The following is a 21,002-nucleotide window of genomic DNA, read 5'->3' as shown; positions in this document are numbered from 1 at the left end:
CTCAAACCATTGCTGCCCAAATGGAGCGAGCGAGAAAATAGCCCTTGCCCAACAAGACGAGCGGTGCGGCCCGATTGTGACGGAACCAAGAAAATTTGTCGCAGTGCAACACATCTTCGAGAGTGTTTAACGTCAAACATGCGAGCTTCGCGGTGACGAATACGGAATGAATCGTTACTGTTCTGCTCATGAGCATGGCCACGACCGACACGCCGAAACCCGGGACGAAGTTCGACGCGGAAGCCTTCGCGATGAATGTCGCGCGGGCGATGGAGAGCGGCGGCAAGGCGCTCGCCGCTTATCTCAAGCCGCGCGAGAGCGGCGAGGTGCAGGATCGCCCGCCGGCCGAGCTTGCCGAGGTCGTCAGGACCTTCACGTCGGTCGCCGAATACTGGCTGTCGGACACCTCCCGCTCCTCCGATCTCCAGACCAAGCTCGCCAAGGACTATCTCGACCTCTGGGGCTCGGCGGTGCGCCGCATGGCCGGCCAGGACGCCCAGCCCGCGATCGCGCCCTCGCCGCGCGACAAGCGCTTTGCCGATCCGGAATGGAAGTCGAACCAGTTCTTCGACTTCGTCATGCAGCTCTATCTGCTCACGACCAAATGGGCGCAGGAGCTGGTGCGCGATGCCGAAGGGCTCGATCCGCAGACCCGCCGCAAGGCCGAGTTCTACGTCCAGCAGGTCATCAACGCATTGTCGCCGTCCAATTTCGTGCTGACCAATCCGGAGGTGCTGCGCGAGACGGTGGCCAGCAGCGGCGAGAACCTCGCCCGCGGCCTGAAGATGCTGGCGGAGGATATCGCGGCCGGCAAGGGCATGCTGAAGATCCGGCAGTCCGATCCGGACAATCTCGTCGTCGGCGTCAACATGGCAACGACGCCTGGCAAGGTGATCTACCAGAACGAGATCATGCAGCTGATCCAGTACGCTCCGACCACGGAGACGGTGCTGCGCACCCCGCTCCTGATCGTGCCGCCCTGGATCAACAAATTCTACATCCTCGATCTCAAGCCGGATAAATCCTACATCAAGTGGTGCGTCGATCAGGGCATCACGGTGTTCGTGATCTCATGGGTCAATCCCGACAAGCGGCTCGGCAACAAGAGCTGGGAAGACTACATGAAGGAGGGCCCGCTCACGGCGATGGACGTGATCGAGAAGGTCACCGGCGAGATGAAGGTGCACACCGCCGGCTACTGCGTCGGCGGCACCATGCTCGCGACCACGCTGGCCTGGCTCGCCGAGAAGCGCCGTCAGCGCGTGTCGTCCGCGACGTTCTTCGCCGCCCAGATCGACTTCACCCATGCGGGCGATCTCCTCGTGTTCGTCGACGAGGAGCAGATCTCGGCGCTCGAGCAGGACATGAGGGCCGCCGGCGTGCTCGAAGGCTCGAAGATGGCGATGGCCTTCAACATGCTGCGCTCCAACGACCTGATCTGGTCTTACGTCGTCAGCAACTATCTGAAGGGCCAGCAGCCGAGCGCGTTCGACCTGCTGCACTGGAACTCTGACGCGACGCGGATGACTGCGGCCAACCATTCCTATTACTTGCGCAATTGCTATCTGGAGAACCGGCTCTCCACCGGCACGCTGGTGCTCGACAACACCCTGCTCGATCTCTCCAAGGTGAAGGTGCCCGTCTACAATCTCGCCACCCGCGAGGACCACATCGCACCAGCTGAATCGGTGCTGTACGGCTCGCAATTCTTCGGCGGCCCGGTGAAGTACGTCCTGTCCGGCTCCGGCCACATCGCCGGCGTCGTCAATCCGCCCGCCTCGAACAAGTACCAGTACTGGACCAACGACAACATCAAGGACCTCAACGTCGCGCAGTGGATGAAGGGCGCCGTGGAGCACAAGGGCTCGTGGTGGCCGGACTGGCGCCAATGGCTGGGCGAGCTCGATCCCGAGGAGGTCCCGGCGCGCGCAGTCGGCAGCAAAGCATTTCCACCGATCGAGGACGCACCCGGCAGCTATGTCAGGGTTCGCGCGTAGCGGAATCCCCCGCGCTTGTATAAGCTCGCTTGCAGCACCGTGACGACTGAGGGAACCGGACTATGACGCGCGAATTGTTCTGGCTGACACTGACGGTGATCCTGACCGGGATCCTCTGGATTCCCTACATCATCAATCGCTGCCAGGTTCGCGGGCTTAACGGTGCCATGGCCAACCCGTCGCGCGGCGACAAGCCGCAGGCGGAGTGGGCGAACCGGCTGATGTTCGCGCATGACAACGCGGTCGAGAACCTCGTGATCTTCGCGCCGCTGGTGCTGATCCTGAACGCGATCGACTATTCCACGAAATGGACCGTGCTCGCCTGCGCCGTTTATTTCTGGTCGCGCGTTGCGCACATCATTGTCTACGCGATGGGAATCCCGGTATTCCGCACGCTGGCCTTCACGGTCGGCTTCCTCGCCCAGGCCGTGCTGGCGCTGGCGATCTTCGGATTGGTTTGAAGTCGCTCCGATGCGGGTTCATGCCTAGGGAATCCAGCCGGGACTTTCTCCGGTTTCAGGATCTCGATGCTGATACGATCCTGTCGATTGTTGCGCGCGCACAGGTGCTAGCGGCAGCGTGGATGGACCGCGCCATGCCGCAGAGCCTCGCCGGCAAACGCGTTGCCGTCATCGTCGACGACGGCGGCTGGCGCAATACGACCGCATTCGATCTCGGCGTCAGAGCCATGGGAGGCATCTCGGTACAGCCTCCGCTCCGGTTCAATGTCCATGAGACTACAGCTGATCTCGCCAAGTATCTGGACAACTGGTTCGACATCCTGATCGTGCGCACCCGGGAATTGTCGACCTTGCACGAGCTTGCAGCGCACGCCACCGCCCCGGTGATCAACGCCAGAACGCGATCCAATCACCCCTGCGAGACGCTCGGCGATCTCGCCTATGTCAACGACAAGCGCGGATCGCTGGAGGGCCTGAAGGTTGTCGGTGTCGCTCCAGACGCCAACATTCTGCGGTCTTGGGTCGAAGCCTCGATCTCACTGCCGGTCCAGGTGACGCAGATCTATCCGGAAGACTGGCACATCAAGGATGTCACGTGTCCGAATTTCGTCACGAGCACCAGTCTGGACAGCTTGCTCGATGCGGATGTGATCATCACGGATTGCTGGCCCGATGGCGGACGGGCGGATCAATTCCTTCGATACCAGATATCGGCGCCCCTCCTCGACAGCTGCCGTCGAGACGTCATTTTCCTGCCCTGCCCGCCCGTGACCAGAGGCAAGGAGGTTAACGCCACCGCGATGACCCACCCTGCATGTCAGAGCACGGCCGCGAAGGCTTTCCTGCTCCACGCGCAAAACGCCCTGCTGGAATGGGTCGCTGCATAGCTGGCGCCGGTCGGCACGTTCTCGCGCATCGGCCAGGATGTCGACCTGGTCACGGCCAGGATCGCTTCGGCGGTCCGGTCATCGCGAAGCATTGAGGTCTCGTGTCCCGGACGCGCGAAGCGCGAGCCGCGACCCAGAAAGCCGCAAACCAAGCGGGACGCATGGGCCCCGGCTCTGCAGCGCATCACCGAAGAGGTGCCGCGCTGCGTCCGGGGCACACCGGAGTGAACCCTACTCCTCCGGCAGTCCCAGCATCAGCCGCATGTTCTGCACGGCTGCGCCGGAGGCGCCCTTGCCGAGGTTGTCGAGCCGGGCAACCAGTAGTGCCTGATGGTACTTGTCGCTGGCGAAGACGTAGAGCTCGAGCATGTTGGTCTCGTTGAGCGCCTCCGGCTCGAGCCGGCCGGCCTTGGTCGCCTCGTTCTGGAGCGGCATCACCTTGACGTATTTCGACCCGGCGTAGCGCTTTGCCATCGCCGCCTGCAGGTCGGCCCCGCCAGGCTTGCCCGGCAGCGCGTCGAGCTGCAGCGGCACCGAGACCAGCATGCCTTGCCGGTAGTTGCCGACCGAGGGAATGAAGATCGGCCGCCGCGTCAGGTTCGAATAGAGCTGCATCTCGGGTAGATGCTTGTGCTCGAAGCCGAGGCCGTAGAGCTCGAAGGACGGCGCACTGCCATCCTCGAAGCTTGCGATCATGGACTTGCCACCGCCGGAATAGCCGCTCACCGCGTTGACGGTGACGGGATAGTCAGGCGGCAGCAGGCCGGCATCGACGATCGGCCGCAGCAGCGCGATCGCGCCGGTCGGATAGCAGCCGGGATTGGAGACCTTCTTCGCCGCCTTGATCTTGCCGGCCTGGTCCGGGGTCAACTCGGGAAAGCCGTAGGCCCAGTCCGGCGCGACCCGGTACGCCGTCGAAGCGTCCAGCACCTTCGGCGCCGACGTGCCCATGCTGTCGACCAGCGCAACGGTTTCCTTGGCGGCATCGTCGGGCAGGCAGAGGATGACGAGGTCCACCTCCTCCATCAGCGCCTTCTTGGCCGCGGGGTCCTTGCGCTTGTCGTCGGGAAGCGTCTTCACGACGACGTCGTTCTGGTGCTTCAGCCGCTCGTTGATGCCGAGGCCGGTGGTGCCGGAACCGCCGTCGACGAAGACGGTCGCGGGCTTCTTGGCAGCGCCGGTCGATGGGGCTTTGGCGGTGTCCGTTAGGCTCATGATACGCTCCTTTCGAGCTTGTTCGTGTCGTGGCGCCTCGCCTTATGGAAACAGCGCGATCTGCTCCAGGCCGGCGGTCTCAGGAAATCCAAACATCAGGTTCATGTTCTGGATCGCCTGACCAGCCGAGCCCTTCACCAGATTGTCGAGCGTCGAAAGCACGATCGCTCGATCCTTGATGCGGTCGGCGACGACGCCGATCTGAACATGGTTGGAGCCGCGCACGTTCTGCGTCTGCGGCAGCACGCCCTTCTTGGCGACATGCACGAACGGCTCGTTGGCGTAGGCAGTCTGCAGCGCCGCCCGCAGATCGTCGGGCGTTGCACCGTTGAGTTTGACGTAGGAGGTGCAGAATTCGCCTCGCGCCATCGGAATCAGATGCGGCGTGAAATTCACCGTCACCGCGGCGCCAGCCGCGAGGCTGATTTCCTGCTCGATCTCGGGCGCGTGCCGGTGAGTGCCGACCGAATAGGGCGACAGCCCCTCGCCCGCTTCGCTGAACAGCGTGTTCTGCTTCAGCCCCCGGCCGGCGCCGGTGAGGCCCGATTTCGCGTCGATGATGATGTCGTTCACGTCGATCAGCTTGGCCTTCGCCAGCGGCACTAGCGCCAGCAAGACCGCGGTCGGATAGCAACCGGGACAGGCGACCAGCCGGGCGGAAGTGATCTTCTCCCGGTAGAGTTCGGTCAACCCATAGACAGCCTCGCCTTGCAGTTCGAGCGCGCGATGCTCATGGCCGTACCACTGCGCATAGGTGTCCTTGTTGCGCAGCCGGAAATCCGCGGACATGTCGAGGATCTTGATCTTGGGATTGACCTTGAGCACGGCCGCGATGATCTCCTGCGTGGTGCCGTGCGGCAGCCCGCACAGCACCGCGTCGAGCTTGGTCCAGTCGACCTTTTCCCACTCCACGAGTTCCGGCAGGTCGAGCATGAAGAAGTGCGGAAACACCTCGCTCATGGCCTTGCCTGCATGGGTGTTGGCGGTGAGTGCCGTGATCTCGGCGTTCGGATGCCGCGTCAGAAGGCGCACCGCGTCGGCTCCGGTGTAGCCGGACGCACCAAGAATGCCGATCTTCTTCCTGCTCATCACACGCCCCCTTCAGGCGTCATCGCTTGCTGCGCTTGTACCGTGTCTGTTGCGAAGGCCAACGATCTTGCTTCGCGCATCAGGGCTGCGATCGTGCGCGAGTCCGCATCCGTTTGCGCGCCGAGTGTATTGGCGATCGCCGCATAGTCGGCATCCGACTTGTGCTGGTTCAGCTTGAAGCTGCCCTCGACCTCTTCAACCGTCATCACCAGACCCACGATCGCCTTCTTCATCGCCTCGAACCGCCCGGCGGTCATCTTGCCCGAGGTCCATGGCTGCTTCGGCAACAGCCAGCTCTCGAACTTGGCGCTGAGCGTGTCGAGCTGCACCGCCAGTTCGTCATCCGACAACAGCCGAACCGGCCCGCTCAGATGCACCGACTGGTAGAGCCAGGTCGGAACCTGATCCGGCGAGACGTACCAGTCCGGCGATACATAGGCATCCGGGCCGTTGACCGCGAGCAGCCACGACGCCTCGCCGCCCGCCAGCTTTAGCAGCGGATTGTGACGGGCGAGATGAAAGGCAGCCTGCGGCGTGCCGTCCGCGGCATAGGTCAAATAGAACGGCAACGGCGAGGCGATCGGCCGCTTGCCATCGAAGGCGCACATCGTGCCGAAGCCGCGCTTGTCGGCAAACTTCAGGCTCGCGGCGCGGTCCTGCTTGAAAAAGGGCGGTGTGTACATCGTGGTCTCCTGCTGGGCCTCCCTGGGGGAGCCGCCGGATCAGATCGCGCTGACAGGAGAGAGAATGCCGCGGATCGGGTCCAGCGGCAAAGACGATGATCTCAAACGCGATCGACCGCCCAAACCGCTAAGCTGCGGCGGCGGCGACGGGCGAACAGAATGGTCGCGGCGTTGATCATGGCGCGCGCCTATAATGCCAGCAGGTTCCATGGTCAAGAGCAAATCGGTTCAGTGGGACGGCAGGATGCCGCACGCGCGACGGCAGGATGCGCACAGATGTCATCGGGCCGCCGTGGAATTTCGACCAGCAATAGGGGTTTTCGAGAACGACCGGCGGGACACAATCTCTTCGCCGGCCCCGAGCCGTTCGCACCCAGCCTCAGGACATCACCATGACCGAGATTACTCGTCGCGCAACGCTAGCCGGCGCCGCCGCATCGGCGCTCCTGCCTTTCGTGAAGATTTCGCCCGCGAGCGCAGCCGCGCCGCTGGCCGACAAGCAGAATGCGAGCTTCTATCGCTACAACGTCGGCACCCACCAGGTCACGGTGGTCTGCGACGGCGTTGCGACCGTCAATCTGACGGACAATTACGCCGCCGGCGCCAGCAAGGATGACATCAACAAAGTGTTCGCCGAGCACCACCTGCCGGCCGACAAGGTCACCCACACATTCAACCCGGTCGTGGTCAACACCGGACCGAAGCTCGTCGTCATCGATACCGGTCTCGGTCCCGACCAGTTCACGCAGACGAAGGGCAAGGTCGGCCAATTCCAAAACAATCTCGCCGCCGCCGGTATCGACCGCGCGGCGGTCGATACCGTCATCATGTCCCACTTCCATGGCGACCACATCAACGGCCTGCTGGCGGCCGAGAACAAGCCCGCCTTTCCCAATGCCGAGATCATGGTGCCGGCGGTGGAATGGAAGTTCTGGATGGACGACGGCGAGATGAGCAAGGGGATGGGCAACCCGATCCTCGAGAACAATTTCAAGAACATCCGCCGCGTGTTCGATGCCCTGGGCCGCAAGGTCACGCAATACGAGGCCGGCAAGGAAGTCGCGCCCGGTATCACCTCGGTGGCGAGCCCCGGCCACACGCCGGGCCACAATTCCTTCATAGTCGCCTCCGGCGCCGAGAAGGTGCTGGTGCAGGTGGACATCACCGCGGGCGCGGCGTTCCTGTTCGTGAAGCATCCCGAATGGAACATCGCATCCGACGTCGACAAACCGCTGGCCCAGCAGACGCGCCGCAAGCTCTACGACATGGCGATTGCCGAGAAGATGCCGATCCAGGCCTTCCACGCCGCCTTCCCCGGTCTCGTCCGGGTCGAGAAGGAAAAGGACGGCTCCGGCTATCGCTGGATCCCCGCGATCTGGAACGCGTCGCTGTAGGCTTCGCCTGACACCTGACCGGGCGGCCCGGTTGCCCGGTCAGATCACGCGCCAGATCCATTCCATGAGCTTGGCAAGCACGTCGCCGAACAGCAGGAGCACGGCCGACCAGATCAGGGCCGAGACGAAATTGGCGGCCTGGAAGCTCCAATAGGGCATCTCGAAGATGCCGGCCGCGAGCGGCACGGAGGCGCGCAAGGGGCCGAAGAAGCGCCCGATGAAGATGCTGGGTATGCCCCAGCTGCGCACGAAAGCCTCGCCTCTCGGCAGCAGGTCCGGATAACGCGAGAGCGGCCACATCTGGGCAACCCTCTCCTTGTAGCGGTAGCCGAACCAGTAGGAGACCCAGTCGCCCAGCGCCGCGCCGAGGCCGCCGGCAATCCAGACCGGAAAGAAACTGATGCCGCTGACCCCGATCAGCGCGCCGATAGCCACCAGCGCGCCCCAGGCCGGAACCAGCAACGAGATGAACGCAAGCGACTCCCCGAAGGCGAGCAGAAACACGATCGGTGCCGCCCAAGCCTGGTGAACGCGCACGAAATCAGCCAGGGCGTGCGCAAATTGCTCCATCAAAAATAGCCTTCCCGCCCCGTCTCAAGGTGCTGCTCGATGAAAAGGACTGGTAAGCCAAGGACTTGTGTGACATCAAGTCACAAAACCCGACATCACGCGAGCGAACCGTCAAATTGCCGGGAACTTGTGGTCCTGCGGCGTAAAATCGCCGGGTTTGGCTCCCAACCCACACCGCCAGCCCCGTCTGCGGTAACCTTTCCAAGGCAGAAGTGGCATAGTCGGCCTAACCGATTCGCCGCTTATGCGGCCCTCAAAACACATCAAGATATATGTCCAAGCAGTTGAAGCCCAAAGCAAAAGACGACTTTTTCGGCGGCGACGAGCCGAAACCCCGCGCCGCCAGGGCGGCGCTGCGCGGAAGCGGCGGGGAAGCCGACTACACGGCGGCCGACATCGAGGTGCTCGAAGGCCTGGAGCCGGTGCGGCGCCGGCCCGGCATGTATATCGGCGGCACCGACGAGAAGGCGCTGCATCACCTGTTCGCCGAAGTCATCGACAACTCGATGGACGAGGCGCTGGCCGGGCACGCGACCTTCATCGAAGTCGAGTTGAGCGCTGACGGGTTCCTGACCGTGACCGACAACGGCCGCGGCATCCCGATCGATCCTCACCCGAAATTCCCGAAGAAGTCGGCACTCGAAGTCATCATGTGCACGCTGCATTCGGGCGGAAAGTTCGACAGCAAGGTCTATGAGACCTCGGGCGGCCTGCACGGCGTCGGCATCTCCGTGGTGAACGCCCTCTCCTCGCGTCTCGAGGTCGAGGTCGCGCGCAGCCAGAAACTCTACCGCATGACGTTCGAGCGCGGCCACCCGAAGGGCAAGCTCGAGGACCTCGGCAAGGTCAACAACCGCCGCGGCACGCGCGTGCGCTTCAAGCCCGACACCGATATCTTCGGCGCCAAGGCCGCGTTCAAGCCGCAGCGCCTGTTCAAGATGACGCGCTCGAAAGCCTATCTGTTCGGCGGCGTCGAGATCCGCTGGAACTGCGCGCCCGAGCTGCTCAAGGGCATCGAGGACGTGCCGGCCGAAGCGACGTTCCACTTCCCCGGCGGCCTCAAGGATTATCTCGCCGCGGCGATCCACGCCGATACGCTGGTGCATCCCGACATCTTCTCCGGCAAGTCGGGCCGCAACGGCGCGCATGGCGCCTGTGAATGGGCCGTGGCCTGGACCGCGGATGCCGACGGCTTCCTCTCCTCCTACACCAACACCGTGCCGACGCCGGATGGCGGCACGCACGAATCCGGCCTGCGCAGCGCACTGCTGCGCGGCCTGAAGGATCACGCCGAGCGCGTCGGTCAGGGCAAGCGTGCAGCCTCCGTCACCTCCGAAGACGTGATGGTCGGCGCCGCCGTGATGCTGTCGGTGTTCGTGCGCGAGCCGGAATTCCAGGGCCAGACCAAGGACCGTCTCGCCACCGCGGAAGCGCAGCGCATCGTCGAGCAGGCGATGAAGGATCCGTTCGACCATTGGCTGTCGGGCAATCCGAACATGGCCAATCGGCTGCTCGACTTCGTGATCGACCGCGCCGAGGAACGGCTGCGGCGGAGGCAAGAGAAAGAGACCGCGCGAAAAACCGCGGGCAAGAAGCTGCGCCTGCCCGGCAAGCTCGCCGACTGCACCGACGCCGGCACCGATGGCTCGGAGCTGTTCATCGTCGAGGGCGACTCGGCCGGCGGCAGCGCCAAGCAGGCGCGCGACCGCAAGACCCAGGCCGTGCTGCCGCTGCGCGGCAAGATCCTCAACGTCGCCTCCGCCGGCAAGGACAAGCTGACGGCGAACGCCCAGCTCTCCGACCTCGTGCAGGCGATCGGATGCGGAACGCTGGCGCAGTATCGCGAGGAGGATCTGCGCTACCAGCGCATCATCATCATGACCGACGCCGACGTCGACGGCGCGCACATCGCTTCGCTCCTGATCACCTTCTTCTATCGGCAGATGCCGCGGCTGATCGACGAGGGTCACCTCTTCCTCGCGGTGCCGCCGCTCTATAAGCTCACGCACGGCACCAAATCGGTCTACGCCCGCGACGACAAGCACAAGGACGAGTTGATCAAGACCGCGTTCAACGCCAACGCCAAGGTCGAGGTGAACCGCTTCAAAGGCCTCGGAGAGATGATGCCGGCGCAGCTCAAGGAAACCACCATGGATCCGAGCAAGCGGACGCTGCTCAAAGTGGTCCTGCTCGCCGACGACCGCGACACCACCGCGGATTCGGTGGAGCGGCTGATGGGCACCAAGGCCGAGGCGCGCTTCGCCTTCATCTCGGACAAGGCCGAATTTGCCAGCGAAGAGCTGCTGGACGTCTGAGGCCTCAAACGCGTCGCCCGTATTCCGAGACAGCCCCGGCCAAGGCCGGGGCTGTCTCGTTTGAGGGACGACCGCATTGTCCGGCAGCGTTGCCGGGAAGAACCCCGTGTTTCCGTTGATTCCCGAAATCGTCGCATGGCGATTCGCCTGGCGACTCGCAGGCGCAAAGCCGAGGCAGGATGGCCTCCATTTCGGACAAAGCTGACTTTGCTAACGACACATTACCCGAAATCGAAGCTCTGAAATTCGCATCAACTTATTGAATCTTCTGGTTTATTTTAGATGCGAGTGATGCAACCTGAAATACTCCGACACCGGCGTTTTCCGGCGACTGTGCCTGCCCGGCAACAGCTTTTCGGTCAGAACCGTCTATAGTCCGACCATCAGATGACACGAACTTCAGCGCGCTCGCGCCTGGTACGACAGACCAAGGTTGGGGATTTTAACATGAAGAAGACTTTGCTCGCTCTGACCGCGGTTGCGGCAATGACCGGTTCGGCCTCGGCGGCAGACCTTGGCGCCCGTCCCTACGTGAAGGCCCCGATGCCGGCGCCCGTTGCCAACTGGACCGGCTTCTACGTGTTCGGCGGTGGCGGCGGCGGCCTCTCGAATGCCGACCAGAGCGTTGTCGACACCGCCACGGGCACCCCGCTGACGATCACCCAGCGCCAGGGCGGCTCGGGCTGGTTCGGCACCGTCGGCGCCGGCTACGACTGGCAGTTCAGCGGCACTTGGGTCGCTGGTGTGTTCGCCGACGGTCAGTTCGGCAGCATCCGCGCCACCATCCAGGATCCGACCCTCGGCATCACCGGCAACCAGAAGCTGGAAACCTCCTGGGCCGCGGGTGTTCGCCTCGGTTGGCTGGTCGCTCCGAACGTTTTGTCCTACGTCAACGGTGGTTACTCCGGCGCTCATTTCGGCCAGACCAACTTCACGACGCTGGGCGGCACGCCCGTGGGTGTCCATCTCAGCAGCTATGATCGGCATGGCTGGTTCGTGGGTGGCGGCGTGGAGAACAGCCTGAACATCTTCGGCATCACCTCGCCCGGCTGGTTCATGAAGACCGAGTATCGTTCGGCTTTCTACAATGCCAAGACTCAGGACGAATTGTTCGACGGCACCAACCTTCCGGTCGGCAACAGCATCCGCGCCAACAGCTGGAACCAGACGATCTCGACCTCGCTGGTCTATCGCTTCAATTGGACCGGTCCGGTCGTCGCGAAGTACTGATCCGATCTCACGATCAAACGTCAAAGCCCCGGCATCGCCGGGGCTTTTTCGTTTTGGGCCAGACGACCGACACTCGCCAGGAATGACCTGTACGGCGAGCCGGGCTCCGCCGCCGATCATCGGAACTGCCGATCGCCCGGCGGCGCGTTGCCTTTTCAGGGAACACGCTCCCTCCCCGCCGGCAGCTTGCGCCGGTGCCGCCATTGTATCCGAACCGAAGCTACGGTTAGTGTGCGCTCAAGCTTTCGCGGCGGCGGCGATCCTTCGTCGCCGCGCCGCTGACAGAAGCGGACCGATGGGAGGAATCCATGCGCAGATTTCTGCTGGCCGCAGGCCTGCTTGCGACTGCCATCGGGCTGCTCTGGATCGGACAGGGCACGGGCAGCGTTCCGTGGCCGCGATCGAGCTTCATGGTCAACCAGTTGCAATGGGCCGGCTATGGCGCAGCCATGGCCGGATTCGGGCTGGTGCTGATCTGGCAGAGCAACCAATAAAAGAAACCAGGGAATGACAGCATGACATCCAGCCGGTTCGATCTTCGCGGCAAGGTGGCGATCGTCACGGGAGGCAATGGCGGCATCGGCCTCGGCATGGCGCGCGGCCTTGCCGACGCCGGCGCCGACATCGCCGTGGTCGGACGCAACGAGACCAAGTCCGCCGCAGCCGTCGCCGATCTCAAACAGCGCGGCGTGAAAGCGATCGCCGTCACAACCGACGTGACCGACAAAGCGGCGGTTGCGGCAATGGTCGAGCGCGTCGTCGGAGAACTCGGCCGCATCGACGTGCTCATCAACAATGCCGGCATGAGCATCCGCAAGCCGCCGCACGAGCTCGAGCTCGACGAGTGGAACAAGGTGATCGACACCAACCTCACCAGCGCCTTCGTGTGCTCGAAGCTGGCCTATCCGGCGCTGAAGGCGTCCGGCAATGGCAAGGTGATCAATATCGGCTCGATGATGTCGATCTTCGGCGCGAGCTTCGCGACGGCCTATGCGGCGAGCAAGGGCGGCATCGTGCAGTACACCCGCGCCTGCGCCAACGCTTGGGCGCCCGACAACATCCAGGTCAACGCCATCCTGCCGGGCTGGATCGACACCGATCTCACCCGCGGCGCCCGGCAGCAGGTCTCGGGGCTGCACGAGCGCGTGCTTGCGCGCACGCCTGCAGGGCGTTGGGGCGACATCGACGACTTCGCCGGCATCGCCGTGTTCCTCGCTTCGCCCGCGTCGAACTTCGTCACGGGCACCGCGATCCCCGTCGACGGCGGCTTCTCGGTGATGGCCTGAAGCCGCGCGCGCCCGCAATCAAACGACGCAAAAAAGAAGCCCCGGACCATGCCGGGGCTTTTGAAATTTGCAGTGCTTTTCTTGATCGTTGGTCGCGTTGCGTCGACGTGCTCAGTAGCGGCCGATGGTCGGCGCGTCGAACTTGTAGCTCGCGCGCACGACGGCCCATTGGATGTCGCGCGGCTTGGCATCGAAGGTGTAGTTACCCGAGGTGCCGCCGAGCTGATAGGTCTGGCTGCCGAAGGCCGCATAGTTGTATTCGAGGCCGACGATCCAGTTGCGGGTGACGCCGTATTCCCAGCCGGCGCCGACGGTCCAGCCGTTGGCCCAGTGTGTCTGTTCGCCCGAACCCGTCGCCACACCGGCGGTGTCGGTCACCGAGAGACGGTTGTTCACGCCGGCATAGCCGCCCTTGAAGTAGAACAGGTTGTTCTGCACGGCGAAGCCGGCGCGACCGACGACGGTCGCGAGCACGTTGGCGCGCCAGGAGAACACGTCGTCGGCGGCGCCAAACACGTTGTTGACGACCGTGCCCTTGTTGTCGAGGCCGGAGATCGTCCCTTCAATGCCGAACACGTAGTTGTTGGCCTGCCAGTTGTAGCCGATCTGCGCGCCGCCCATGACGCCCGAGTTGCTCTGACGGAAGCTATCGCCCGGCGAAAGATCGCCGAACGCTGCGCCGGTCCCGTTGTTGGTGAACTGCTCGTTGGTCCATGCGCCGCCGATGTGACCACCAACATAGAAGCCGGTCCAGTTGAACAGCGGCTCGACATAGGCGGGCGCCTTCGTGTAGCGCGCACCGAGATCGGCGGCGGAAGCCGCGCCGGTCGAAACCAGAGCTGTCGTGCAGGCGAAGGCGGCAATCAATTTGTTACGCATGGTACACCCCGTGTCCTTTGATGGACGCACGGTCACAGACGGCTCTTACTAAAAATGAAATCAACACGGTTAACGTGGCGGACCTGCTCGCATCGGCACGAGAATGCGTCGGCGCTGTTGCAGACGTGCAACGCGCCGCGCGCGATTCAGCACGGTCTTATCCCTACCAAGTCCTACGCTAGTATCCCGGTGCGGCCCTCGAATGCACGTGCTCGGGCCGCACGCCGAGCGCAAGCAGGCGCGCCGGAATGCCCTGAAGCCACGGCAGCGCGGTGACGAGACGCACGACCAGCGGCACTTTGAGCGGCCGATCGCCGCCCTGCAAGGCGCCGCTGATGATGTTGTTCTGCACGATCACCTGCATTGCTTGCGTCATCTTCACCGGAAACTCGCGTCGGCGCCTGACAGCATCGAGCTCGTTCTCGGACGGGCAGCCGCGCTGAAGCTTGTCCGTCAACAGATTGGCGGTCGCGACTGCGTCCTGCACGGCGAGATTGACGCCGACGCCGCCGACCGGCGACATCGCATGCGCGGCGTCGCCGATGCACAGCAGGCCCGGCTGCGTCCAGCGCTCGAGCCGGTTGATCGCGACCGTGAGCAGCTTGATATCGTCAAAGCTCTTCACATCAGTGATGCCGGATCTAAGGATCGGCGCCATGCGCGTGACGTCGTCAAGCAACGCCTGCAATCCCCTCGCCTTCACCGCTTCGTGCTGTCCCTTGGCGATGACATAGGCGCACTGCCAATAGTCGCCGCGGTCGAAGGTGATCATCATCTTGCCGGGCTCGACCCGCGCGAACACGTTCTCGGTCTCGTCGGGTCTGCGGCCGGCGCGGAACCAGAGCACGTCCATCGGCGCGCCGATCTCCTCGACCTCGAGTCCGGCGCGCTCGCGCACCGTCGAATGCCGGCCGTCGCAGGCAATGGTGAGATCGGCCTCGATGTCGATGATGCCGTCAGGCGTCTTCGCCCGCACCCCGGCGACCGTCTCGCCGCGGCGGATCAGATCAACCGCCTCCGTGCTCATCATCACCTTGAGCGAGGTGAAGCGCCGGCCGGCCACGCGCAGGAAATTCAGGAAGTCCCATTGCGGCATGAAGGCGATGAAGGGGTATTTGGTGTGGAGCCGGCTGAGATCGGCAATGCGCACCGGTGTGCCGCCGAACAGCCCGTCCATCTTCTGCAGGCGCTGATGCGGCAGCTTCAGGAAGCCATCGATCAGGCCGAGCTCGTCCATCACCTGAAGCGTCGAGGGATGCACGGTGTCGCCGCGGAAGTCGCGGAAGAAATCCGCATGCTTCTCCAGCACGACCACGTCAAGGCCGGCCCGCCCCAGCAGATAGCCGAGCATCATGCCCGCCGGCCCGCCGCCGACGATGCAGCAGCGGACCTTCATGGTCTGGTTTGGCTGTTTGTCGGATGTCATTGCCGCTGCGATCCGCGATGCGAGTATCGATCAACATATCCCTGACGATACTAGCGCGATTCAGGCCGAACGCAGTTCAATTTGCAGCCATAGCCGCCGCGGCTGGTTCGCAGCAGCGCCAAATCCCCGACCAGAAGGCCCGCAGAGCGCGGGCCTTTGCCCGAAAAAGGGATGACTATTTCTGGTCCTCGTTGCTGGTCCCGGTGCCCGGACTGCCGATCGGCAACCCATTGGGCGCATGACCGACGCCCGAGTTTCGCTCGGCTTGCGCCGCCGCGGGGGTCTTACCGTTCGCGGTCGGAGGCTGAACGTTCGGATTGTTCAGGCGGTTGTTGGTATTGACGTTCGCTCCCGTCGTGGTGCCATGCGTCCCCATTCCGGAGGGAGCCGACGGTCCCGAATTGGCGCTGCTGGATGACGTGCCCGTTCCAGCGCCCGAGCTGGCCGCAGATCCCGCGCTGGCGCCGCCGGCACCGCCACCCGAACCACCGCCGCCTCCACCACCACCTCCCCCTTGCGCAAAGCCGGCCGTCGACAGTGCAGCACAAGCGATCGTTACGATAATGGACTTGCGGATCATGGATCGTCTCCCTGGTTTGACAGACAATCCAGGTGACCAACAGGTTGTTCCTTGCGCGGGAATCGACGTTCGCTTGCCTCAGGGCTTCGACGATTTCCGTTCCCATGGGCGCTTGCCGTCGGCGTCGCGATCCCAGGGGCGCGAGATCGGAGCGACCTTCTCGTCCTCGGCGGCCCTCGCGCGGTCCGCCTGGACGCGTTCGCGGTCAGTGAGTGGCGGCGCCGTGGGAACAGGCGTCGTTTGGGCCAGAACCGGAAGCGTCGTAAGGAGCACGACGATGATGAATTTTGTCATCCCCGGCTCTAGCACTTCCACCTTTGCCTGTCCCGATTTAAGCCGTCTGCTCCGTCAGCCGATCCCGTCGATCCGGCGGCTGAACGGCGCATCAATGATCGCTGCGGTTCGCGCTGCGAAAACTCTTGATCTCCGAGACGCTGCCGTCGCGATAGGTCAGTTCCACCGAGACGGACTGCGTGCTGGGCGCGAGCTTCATATAGAGCGGCATGCCGGCGGTGATCGCGCTGGGGTCGCGCATGTCGCAAGGTGGCATCTTCAGCACCTGGTTCGGCACGGCGGTGTCGATGCCGATGCGCACCTCGCGGATGGCGCAGCGGTAGGACACGAGATGCGTGTAATAGACCAGCAGCCCGTTGAACTCGCGAAACGACAGCCAACTCGTCGCGGTCATGTCGAGGATCTTGCGCTGGTCGCGGATCAGCGCGGCCTCGGGATCGAACCTGATCGGGAACGGCCCCTGCATCTCGCCGGACTGATCGACATAGCGGACCTCGATGGTGCCGGCCTGCGCGTCAGGCGGCAGCTCGATCGACGGGTTCGGCATCCGCTTGCGCGTGCGCGGATCGAGCGTGTCGATGAATCCGGTCTCGCGGAAATCGCTCTTGCCGGCCACGCGCCAGGAAATGCCGAGCGTCGGGTCGGCGAAAGAGAACGTCACGCTCCAGCCGCCATTGTGCCGCGAGAAGCTTGCGATCGGCGCGTTGAGGGTCTCCTCCTTGGGGATCTGCGGCACTGCGACCGGCGGCAGCGCCGCGAGCTTCTGCGGCGGCGGGTCGTCGGAACGCGCGACGGCATCCTTGGCGAGGCCGCTGAGGAAGACGTCGTCCACCATCTGGTCGAAGTAAACCGGGACCTGCCTGTGCTTCACGGTGTCAGCCAGCTCGCTGACGGCACGGCGGGTGCGCTGCGCCACCTGCACGAGGTTCTCGCCGGGCTTGAGCAGCTCCTTGGCGAAGGTGCGCGTGAACACCGAATTGGGATTGCTATCGTCGTTAGACAGGCGATCGAGCGCGGTCTGCCGGGGCCCCGCCGAGAACACCGAGAACACGCCTTCGGGCAGCTGCGTCATCGGCGCGAGCCCGCCGCCCCCGGCGACTGCGCGCGTGCCCTTGCGCTCGAACGGATTGTTGCGGCAAGCGTCGAACACCAGGATCGAGGTGCGCGCCTTCTTGTTCTGCAGGCGCTCGACGATGCGGTCGGCGAGAATCGAGGCGTCACGCACCAGCTCTTCCTGGCCTTCCGTCGCGGCCGGCACGTCGGTCGGCAGCAGATAGTTCTGACCTGCGATCTCGAAACCGTGGCCGGCATAGAAGAAAAACGCGGTGTCGCCGGGCTCGATCGCCTTGTCGAAGGCGAGCAGCGTCTCGGAGAATTGCTGCCGGCTCTGGTTCTCGGCAACCATGACAGAGAAGCCGAGCTGCTTGAGCGTGTCCCCCATGGTGCGAGCGTCGTTGACCGCCTTGAGCAGTTTCGGGACGTTCCTGTAATCGTTATTGCCGACGACGAGCGCGACGCGCTTCTCGGCCTGGGCGGGCGCTGCGAAGCCGCTCAGGCTCGCCGCGAGGCCAAGGGCCGCCAGAATTCCGAAAAGCCGACGCCTCATCGCAAAATATCCCGTTGCAGAACGGCCCTACGCCGGTTCCTAGCAGTTCATGGGATCCCCCGCCGCTGTGTGATAGTCGGCCCAGCGGCAACGACGGTTCAAGGGGCTCCGAATCCACGATCTGGGCTATGGCAGATTGCATTGGAATCTGCTTCTTCTTGAACGATTTCGCCGGAAACGAGGGGCGGCCGTGTTTCGCTGGTGTACGGACGAGGTGGAGCCACACGACCGCTTCGAGTATTGGCGCGAAGTGCGCGCCAAGGGATTGTTCGGCGTTACTGCCGAGCTCGAGCGCGAGCGCCGAACGGACTTCTTCGGCGAATTCTCGCTGCGCCAGCTTGGCGGCGCTGGCCTCGTCGAGCTGAGGGCCTCGGCCTACGCGGTCGAGCGCAGCACGTCCGACATCGCCGACGCCCCGGGTGACGCAATCTGCGTCTATCAGCAGCTCGGCGGCGGTGGCTGGTTCGGCGGCATGCGCGCAAGCGACTTCTCGATTGCCAATGGCAGCTTCGCCACCAGCCATACCGACCTGCCTTACCGCACCGCACCGCTGGGCGCCGGGGGCTTCCATCTGCGGATCCTGAAGATTCCCGTGAGCAACATCCCGACGCAGGACAGACGCGTGCGCGAGCTTGCGCCCCGGACGTTCGACGATCCGGCCCTGGCGCCCCTGCTCGCTGCCTGCTTTGCCGATCTCGGCGAGGCCGCCGCGGATGATGCCGCCGATTCACCCCCTGTCGTCCAGACCTCCTTGGTTCAAGCTTTGGCCCATCTGGCGCTGATCGAGCGCGGCAGCCGGCGCGGCCAGGCCGCGCTGCGAACCGCCCGCCTTTCGCAGGCCCGCCGCCTGATCGCCCGCCACCTGCAAAACCCCGATCTGGCGCCGACCATGGTGGCCGACCTGCTCGGCGTGTCCGTGCGTCACCTGCACATGCTGTTTGAGACGGCAGAGAGGAGCTTCTCGCAGACCGTGACGGACGAGCGGCTGAAACGGAGCCGCCGCCTGATGCGCGAAGCGCCGGATCTGCTGATCGCCGACATCGCGACCTCCTGCGGTTTCGAGAGCCTTGCGACCTATTACCGGGTCTTCAACGCGGCTTATGGGATGGCGCCGGGCGACTTCCGGGCCAAGGGGGTGGATGGGCGTTAGCCGACCTATTGGCGGATCCGGCCGTGCTGACGGGCTGGGCGAAAAATCCGAGTCACGCCCGCGATTTGGGCAAAAAGCTCTGGTTTTTTAGGGCCTTCCCGCGCCCGCTCCATTGACTTTGGCCAATTCCCCCCTATGTTCCGAGGCGACGCGGCTCAGATCGACGAGCGATTCCTGAGCCTTGCGCTTTGTTCGCGTGAGTCAGCACCCCCAGCTTCTTCGAGAGCGCGCCGTTTCGGGGTGGAACGCGACAGCCTTATTACCCTCGATTCCGAACGGCGGTTTCGACCAGAGGCTCAATGTCCTTTTCAAATCTCGGACTGTCCGAAAAAGTCCTCGCCGCAGTGGCGGCTACCGGTTACACCAACCCCACCCCCATCCAGGAACAGGCGATCCCTCACGTCCTCGCACGCAAGGACGTGCTCGGCATCGCCCAGACCGGCACCGGCAAGACGGCAGCCTTCGTGCTGCCGATGCTCACCATCCTCGAGAAGGGCAGAGCCCGGGCGCGCATGCCGCGCACGCTGATCCTCGAGCCGACCAGAGAGCTCGCGGCCCAGGTGAAGGAAAACTTCGACCGCTACGGCGCCGGCCAGAAGCTGAACGTCGCCCTGCTGATCGGCGGCGTCTCCTTCGGCGACCAGGATGCCAAGCTGATGCGCGGCGTCGACGTGCTGATCGCAACCCCCGGTCGCCTGCTCGACCACACCGAGCGCGGCGGCCTGCTGCTCACCGGTGTCGAATTGCTCGTCATCGACGAAGCCGACCGCATGCTGGATATGGGCTTCATTCCCGACATCGAGCGCATCTGCAAGCTCGTCCCGTTCACGCGGCAAACCCTGTTCTTCACCGCGACCATGCCGCCGGAAATCCGGCGCATCACCGAAGCCTTCCTGCACAATCCGCAGAAGGTCGAGGTCTCCAGGCCCGCCACCACCGCGGTCACCGTCACGCAAGCCCAGGTGCCTGCCGGACGCGAGGCGCACGAGAAGCGCGAGCTGCTTCGCCGCCTGCTGCGCGAGGCCAAGGACCTCAAGAACGCGATCATCTTCTGCAATCGCAAGCGCGAGGTCGCCATCGTTCACAAGTCGCTTCAGAAGCACGGCTTCAGCGTCGGTGCGCTGCACGGCGACATGGACCAGTCGGCCCGCACGGCGGCGCTCGAACAGTTCCGCAAGGGTGAGCTGCCGCTGCTCGTCGCCTCCGACGTCGCCGCCCGCGGCCTTGATATCCCCGAGGTCAGCCACGTCTTCAATTTCGACGTTCCCCATCACGCCGACGACTACGTTCATCGTATCGGCCGCACCGGCCGCGCCGGCCGCACCGGGACCGCGATCTCGATCGTGACACCACTCGACCAGAAGTCGATGGCAGCGATCGAAAAGCTGATCGGCCAGAGCATTCCGCGCGCCGAAGGCGATTTCGAAGTCTCGGCCGAGGCTATCGATGCGAGCGAGCGTCCGCGCGAGCAGCGCGGCCGTGAACGTTCACGCGGAGGACGCGGCAAGCCGCAGCGCGGCGAGCGGCGCGGTCATGACCGGGAACGTGGCCACGAGCCGCGCGAGGCGCGGCCGGCTCCCGAGGCAAGGCCCGCCCGCGAGGCACGGCCTCCGCGCGAAGCCAGGCAATCATCCGAGCCGCGCCATGGTGCGCGCCCGCAAGCGAATTCGTCGCATGTGCCCTCGATCGGCCGTCCCGAGCCGCGCCGCCAGCGCGAGATCGACAGCGAGCCGGGCGATCACTCGCATCTGCCGGCGTTTCTGCTGCGGCCGGTGCGCTCCCCCGCCGGGGCCTGAAGCGCGCCGGCGCTCCAGATTTCGGTTGAAAACCCTCGATCTGCAATTTTTTGGATGCCCCCCCATGAACGTATATTTACGGGGCGTTCACGATCGTCCGTTAGCCTACGAACATAATTTAAGGATTGCTGCGGTCGATGGCGC

The 21,002-nt window shown here is 64.2% G+C and carries 19 protein-coding genes; 10 read left to right on the top strand and 9 right to left on the bottom strand.

What is annotated here, in order from left to right:
- The first annotated feature begins 188 nt into the window (after positions 1-188).
- The 3 genes from ABIG06_RS29815 to ABIG06_RS29805 all read left to right on the top strand — a co-directional run bounded on the left by ABIG06_RS29815 (position 189) and on the right by ABIG06_RS29805 (position 3,345).
- Complete coding sequence (locus ABIG06_RS29815; RefSeq protein WP_370139590.1) at positions 189-1,997, top strand: PHA/PHB synthase family protein; 1,809 nt, start codon at positions 189-191, stop codon at positions 1,995-1,997.
- A gap of 62 nt (positions 1,998-2,059) precedes the next feature.
- Complete coding sequence (locus ABIG06_RS29810) at positions 2,060-2,458, top strand: MAPEG family protein (RefSeq protein WP_370139589.1); 399 nt, start codon at positions 2,060-2,062, stop codon at positions 2,456-2,458.
- A 20-nt stretch (positions 2,459-2,478) separates the two neighbouring features.
- Entirely contained in the window at positions 2,479-3,345 is an 867-nt protein-coding gene (locus ABIG06_RS29805; protein ID WP_370139588.1) for an ornithine carbamoyltransferase, read from the top strand.
- A gap of 231 nt (positions 3,346-3,576) precedes the next feature.
- Here ABIG06_RS29805 and argC (ABIG06_RS29800) read toward each other — a convergent pair whose 3' ends face one another.
- From argC (ABIG06_RS29800) to ABIG06_RS29790, 3 genes are read right to left on the bottom strand one after another with little or no spacing between them, the layout of a single operon-like run.
- Positions 3,577-4,560: an N-acetyl-gamma-glutamyl-phosphate reductase gene (argC, locus tag ABIG06_RS29800; protein ID WP_370139587.1), complete on the bottom strand. Its 984-nt coding sequence runs from the start codon at positions 4,558-4,560 to the stop codon at positions 3,577-3,579.
- A gap of 42 nt (positions 4,561-4,602) precedes the next feature.
- Positions 4,603-5,649 (bottom strand): N-acetyl-gamma-glutamyl-phosphate reductase, encoded by a 1,047-nt coding sequence (argC, locus tag ABIG06_RS29795; protein ID WP_370139586.1) that lies wholly within the window; start codon positions 5,647-5,649, stop codon positions 4,603-4,605.
- Positions 5,649-6,332 carry an FMN-binding negative transcriptional regulator gene (locus ABIG06_RS29790; protein WP_370139585.1) on the bottom strand — a complete coding sequence of 228 codons (684 nt, stop codon included), beginning with the start codon at positions 6,330-6,332 and terminating at the stop codon, positions 5,649-5,651. Before ABIG06_RS29790 ends, argC (ABIG06_RS29795) begins: the two co-directional genes overlap by 1 nt.
- A gap of 392 nt (positions 6,333-6,724) precedes the next feature.
- Here ABIG06_RS29790 and ABIG06_RS29785 point away from each other — a divergent pair, with 392 nt between their 5' ends.
- Positions 6,725-7,726 (top strand): MBL fold metallo-hydrolase, encoded by a 1,002-nt coding sequence (locus ABIG06_RS29785; protein WP_370139584.1) that lies wholly within the window; start codon positions 6,725-6,727, stop codon positions 7,724-7,726.
- A gap of 39 nt (positions 7,727-7,765) precedes the next feature.
- Here the strand turns inward: ABIG06_RS29785 and ABIG06_RS29780 are convergent, their stop codons facing one another.
- A complete protein-coding gene (locus ABIG06_RS29780; RefSeq protein ID WP_124162660.1) occupies positions 7,766-8,296 on the bottom strand; it encodes a DedA family protein in 531 nt (176 codons plus the stop codon).
- A gap of 272 nt (positions 8,297-8,568) precedes the next feature.
- On the opposite strand from ABIG06_RS29780, the gene parE reads away from it, so the two are divergent.
- The 4 genes from parE to ABIG06_RS29760 all read left to right on the top strand — a co-directional run bounded on the left by parE (position 8,569) and on the right by ABIG06_RS29760 (position 13,127).
- On the top strand, positions 8,569-10,611 hold the full coding sequence (parE, locus tag ABIG06_RS29775) for a DNA topoisomerase IV subunit B (protein WP_124162659.1): 2,043 nt from the start codon (positions 8,569-8,571) through the stop codon (positions 10,609-10,611).
- Positions 10,612-11,058: 447 nt separating this feature from the next.
- Positions 11,059-11,841 carry an outer membrane protein gene (locus ABIG06_RS29770; RefSeq protein ID WP_370139583.1) on the top strand — a complete coding sequence of 261 codons (783 nt, stop codon included), beginning with the start codon at positions 11,059-11,061 and terminating at the stop codon, positions 11,839-11,841.
- Positions 11,842-12,149: 308 nt separating this feature from the next.
- The gene (locus tag ABIG06_RS29765; protein ID WP_124162657.1) at positions 12,150-12,335 is read left to right on the top strand and encodes a hypothetical protein; all 186 of its coding nucleotides are present in this window, start codon (positions 12,150-12,152) and stop codon (positions 12,333-12,335) included.
- Between the two features lie 21 nt (positions 12,336-12,356).
- On the top strand, positions 12,357-13,127 hold the full coding sequence (locus tag ABIG06_RS29760) for an SDR family NAD(P)-dependent oxidoreductase (protein WP_124162656.1): 771 nt from the start codon (positions 12,357-12,359) through the stop codon (positions 13,125-13,127).
- Between the two features lie 111 nt (positions 13,128-13,238).
- Here ABIG06_RS29760 and ABIG06_RS29755 read toward each other — a convergent pair whose 3' ends face one another.
- From ABIG06_RS29755 to ABIG06_RS29735, 5 genes are all read right to left on the bottom strand, one after another.
- A complete protein-coding gene (locus ABIG06_RS29755) occupies positions 13,239-14,006 on the bottom strand; it encodes an outer membrane protein (RefSeq protein WP_370139582.1) in 768 nt (255 codons plus the stop codon).
- Positions 14,007-14,184: 178 nt separating this feature from the next.
- Positions 14,185-15,432, bottom strand: coding sequence for an FAD-dependent oxidoreductase (locus ABIG06_RS29750; protein WP_370139581.1), 1,248 nt, complete (start codon positions 15,430-15,432; stop codon positions 14,185-14,187).
- A 175-nt stretch (positions 15,433-15,607) separates the two neighbouring features.
- Positions 15,608-16,012 (bottom strand): hypothetical protein, encoded by a 405-nt coding sequence (locus ABIG06_RS29745; protein WP_370139580.1) that lies wholly within the window; start codon positions 16,010-16,012, stop codon positions 15,608-15,610.
- Positions 16,013-16,090: 78 nt separating this feature from the next.
- A complete protein-coding gene (locus ABIG06_RS29740) occupies positions 16,091-16,306 on the bottom strand; it encodes a hypothetical protein (protein WP_124162653.1) in 216 nt (71 codons plus the stop codon).
- 91 nt (positions 16,307-16,397) lie between these two features.
- Positions 16,398-17,912, bottom strand: coding sequence for a caspase family protein (locus ABIG06_RS29735; RefSeq protein WP_370139579.1), 1,515 nt, complete (start codon positions 17,910-17,912; stop codon positions 16,398-16,400).
- A 190-nt stretch (positions 17,913-18,102) separates the two neighbouring features.
- On the opposite strand from ABIG06_RS29735, the gene ABIG06_RS29730 reads away from it, so the two are divergent.
- Both ABIG06_RS29730 and ABIG06_RS29725 read left to right on the top strand, forming a co-directional pair.
- Positions 18,103-19,062: an AraC family transcriptional regulator gene (locus ABIG06_RS29730; RefSeq protein WP_370139578.1), complete on the top strand. Its 960-nt coding sequence runs from the start codon at positions 18,103-18,105 to the stop codon at positions 19,060-19,062.
- Positions 19,063-19,361: 299 nt separating this feature from the next.
- Positions 19,362-20,858 carry a DEAD/DEAH box helicase gene (locus tag ABIG06_RS29725; RefSeq protein ID WP_424578459.1) on the top strand — a complete coding sequence of 499 codons (1,497 nt, stop codon included), beginning with the start codon at positions 19,362-19,364 and terminating at the stop codon, positions 20,856-20,858.
- Positions 20,859-21,002 lie beyond the last annotated feature (144 nt).

Source organism: Bradyrhizobium sp. USDA 326, assembly GCF_049739485.1.
Classification (GTDB): domain Bacteria; phylum Pseudomonadota; class Alphaproteobacteria; order Rhizobiales; family Xanthobacteraceae; genus Bradyrhizobium.
Note: the sequence above shows the minus strand (reverse complement) of the source record. Positions and strands in the feature narration are given on the sequence as shown.

Coding starts and splice junctions, on each gene's coding strand:
- ABIG06_RS29815 (WP_370139590.1), top strand. CDS start 189: ATGAGCATGGCCACGACCGACACGCCGAAACCCGGGACGAAGTTCGAC.
- ABIG06_RS29810 (WP_370139589.1), top strand. CDS start 2,060: ATGACGCGCGAATTGTTCTGGCTGACACTGACGGTGATCCTGACCGGG.
- ABIG06_RS29805 (WP_370139588.1), top strand. CDS start 2,479: ATGCCTAGGGAATCCAGCCGGGACTTTCTCCGGTTTCAGGATCTCGAT.
- argC (WP_370139587.1), bottom strand. CDS start 4,560: ATGAGCCTAACGGACACCGCCAAAGCCCCATCGACCGGCGCTGCCAAG.
- argC (WP_370139586.1), bottom strand. CDS start 5,649: ATGAGCAGGAAGAAGATCGGCATTCTTGGTGCGTCCGGCTACACCGGA.
- ABIG06_RS29790 (WP_370139585.1), bottom strand. CDS start 6,332: ATGTACACACCGCCCTTTTTCAAGCAGGACCGCGCCGCGAGCCTGAAG.
- ABIG06_RS29785 (WP_370139584.1), top strand. CDS start 6,725: ATGACCGAGATTACTCGTCGCGCAACGCTAGCCGGCGCCGCCGCATCG.
- ABIG06_RS29780 (WP_124162660.1), bottom strand. CDS start 8,296: ATGGAGCAATTTGCGCACGCCCTGGCTGATTTCGTGCGCGTTCACCAG.
- parE (WP_124162659.1), top strand. CDS start 8,569: ATGTCCAAGCAGTTGAAGCCCAAAGCAAAAGACGACTTTTTCGGCGGC.
- ABIG06_RS29770 (WP_370139583.1), top strand. CDS start 11,059: ATGAAGAAGACTTTGCTCGCTCTGACCGCGGTTGCGGCAATGACCGGT.
- ABIG06_RS29765 (WP_124162657.1), top strand. CDS start 12,150: ATGCGCAGATTTCTGCTGGCCGCAGGCCTGCTTGCGACTGCCATCGGG.
- ABIG06_RS29760 (WP_124162656.1), top strand. CDS start 12,357: ATGACATCCAGCCGGTTCGATCTTCGCGGCAAGGTGGCGATCGTCACG.
- ABIG06_RS29755 (WP_370139582.1), bottom strand. CDS start 14,006: ATGCGTAACAAATTGATTGCCGCCTTCGCCTGCACGACAGCTCTGGTT.
- ABIG06_RS29750 (WP_370139581.1), bottom strand. CDS start 15,432: ATGACATCCGACAAACAGCCAAACCAGACCATGAAGGTCCGCTGCTGC.
- ABIG06_RS29745 (WP_370139580.1), bottom strand. CDS start 16,012: ATGATCCGCAAGTCCATTATCGTAACGATCGCTTGTGCTGCACTGTCG.
- ABIG06_RS29740 (WP_124162653.1), bottom strand. CDS start 16,306: ATGACAAAATTCATCATCGTCGTGCTCCTTACGACGCTTCCGGTTCTG.
- ABIG06_RS29735 (WP_370139579.1), bottom strand. CDS start 17,912: ATGAGGCGTCGGCTTTTCGGAATTCTGGCGGCCCTTGGCCTCGCGGCG.
- ABIG06_RS29725 (WP_424578459.1), top strand. CDS start 19,362: ATGTCCTTTTCAAATCTCGGACTGTCCGAAAAAGTCCTCGCCGCAGTG.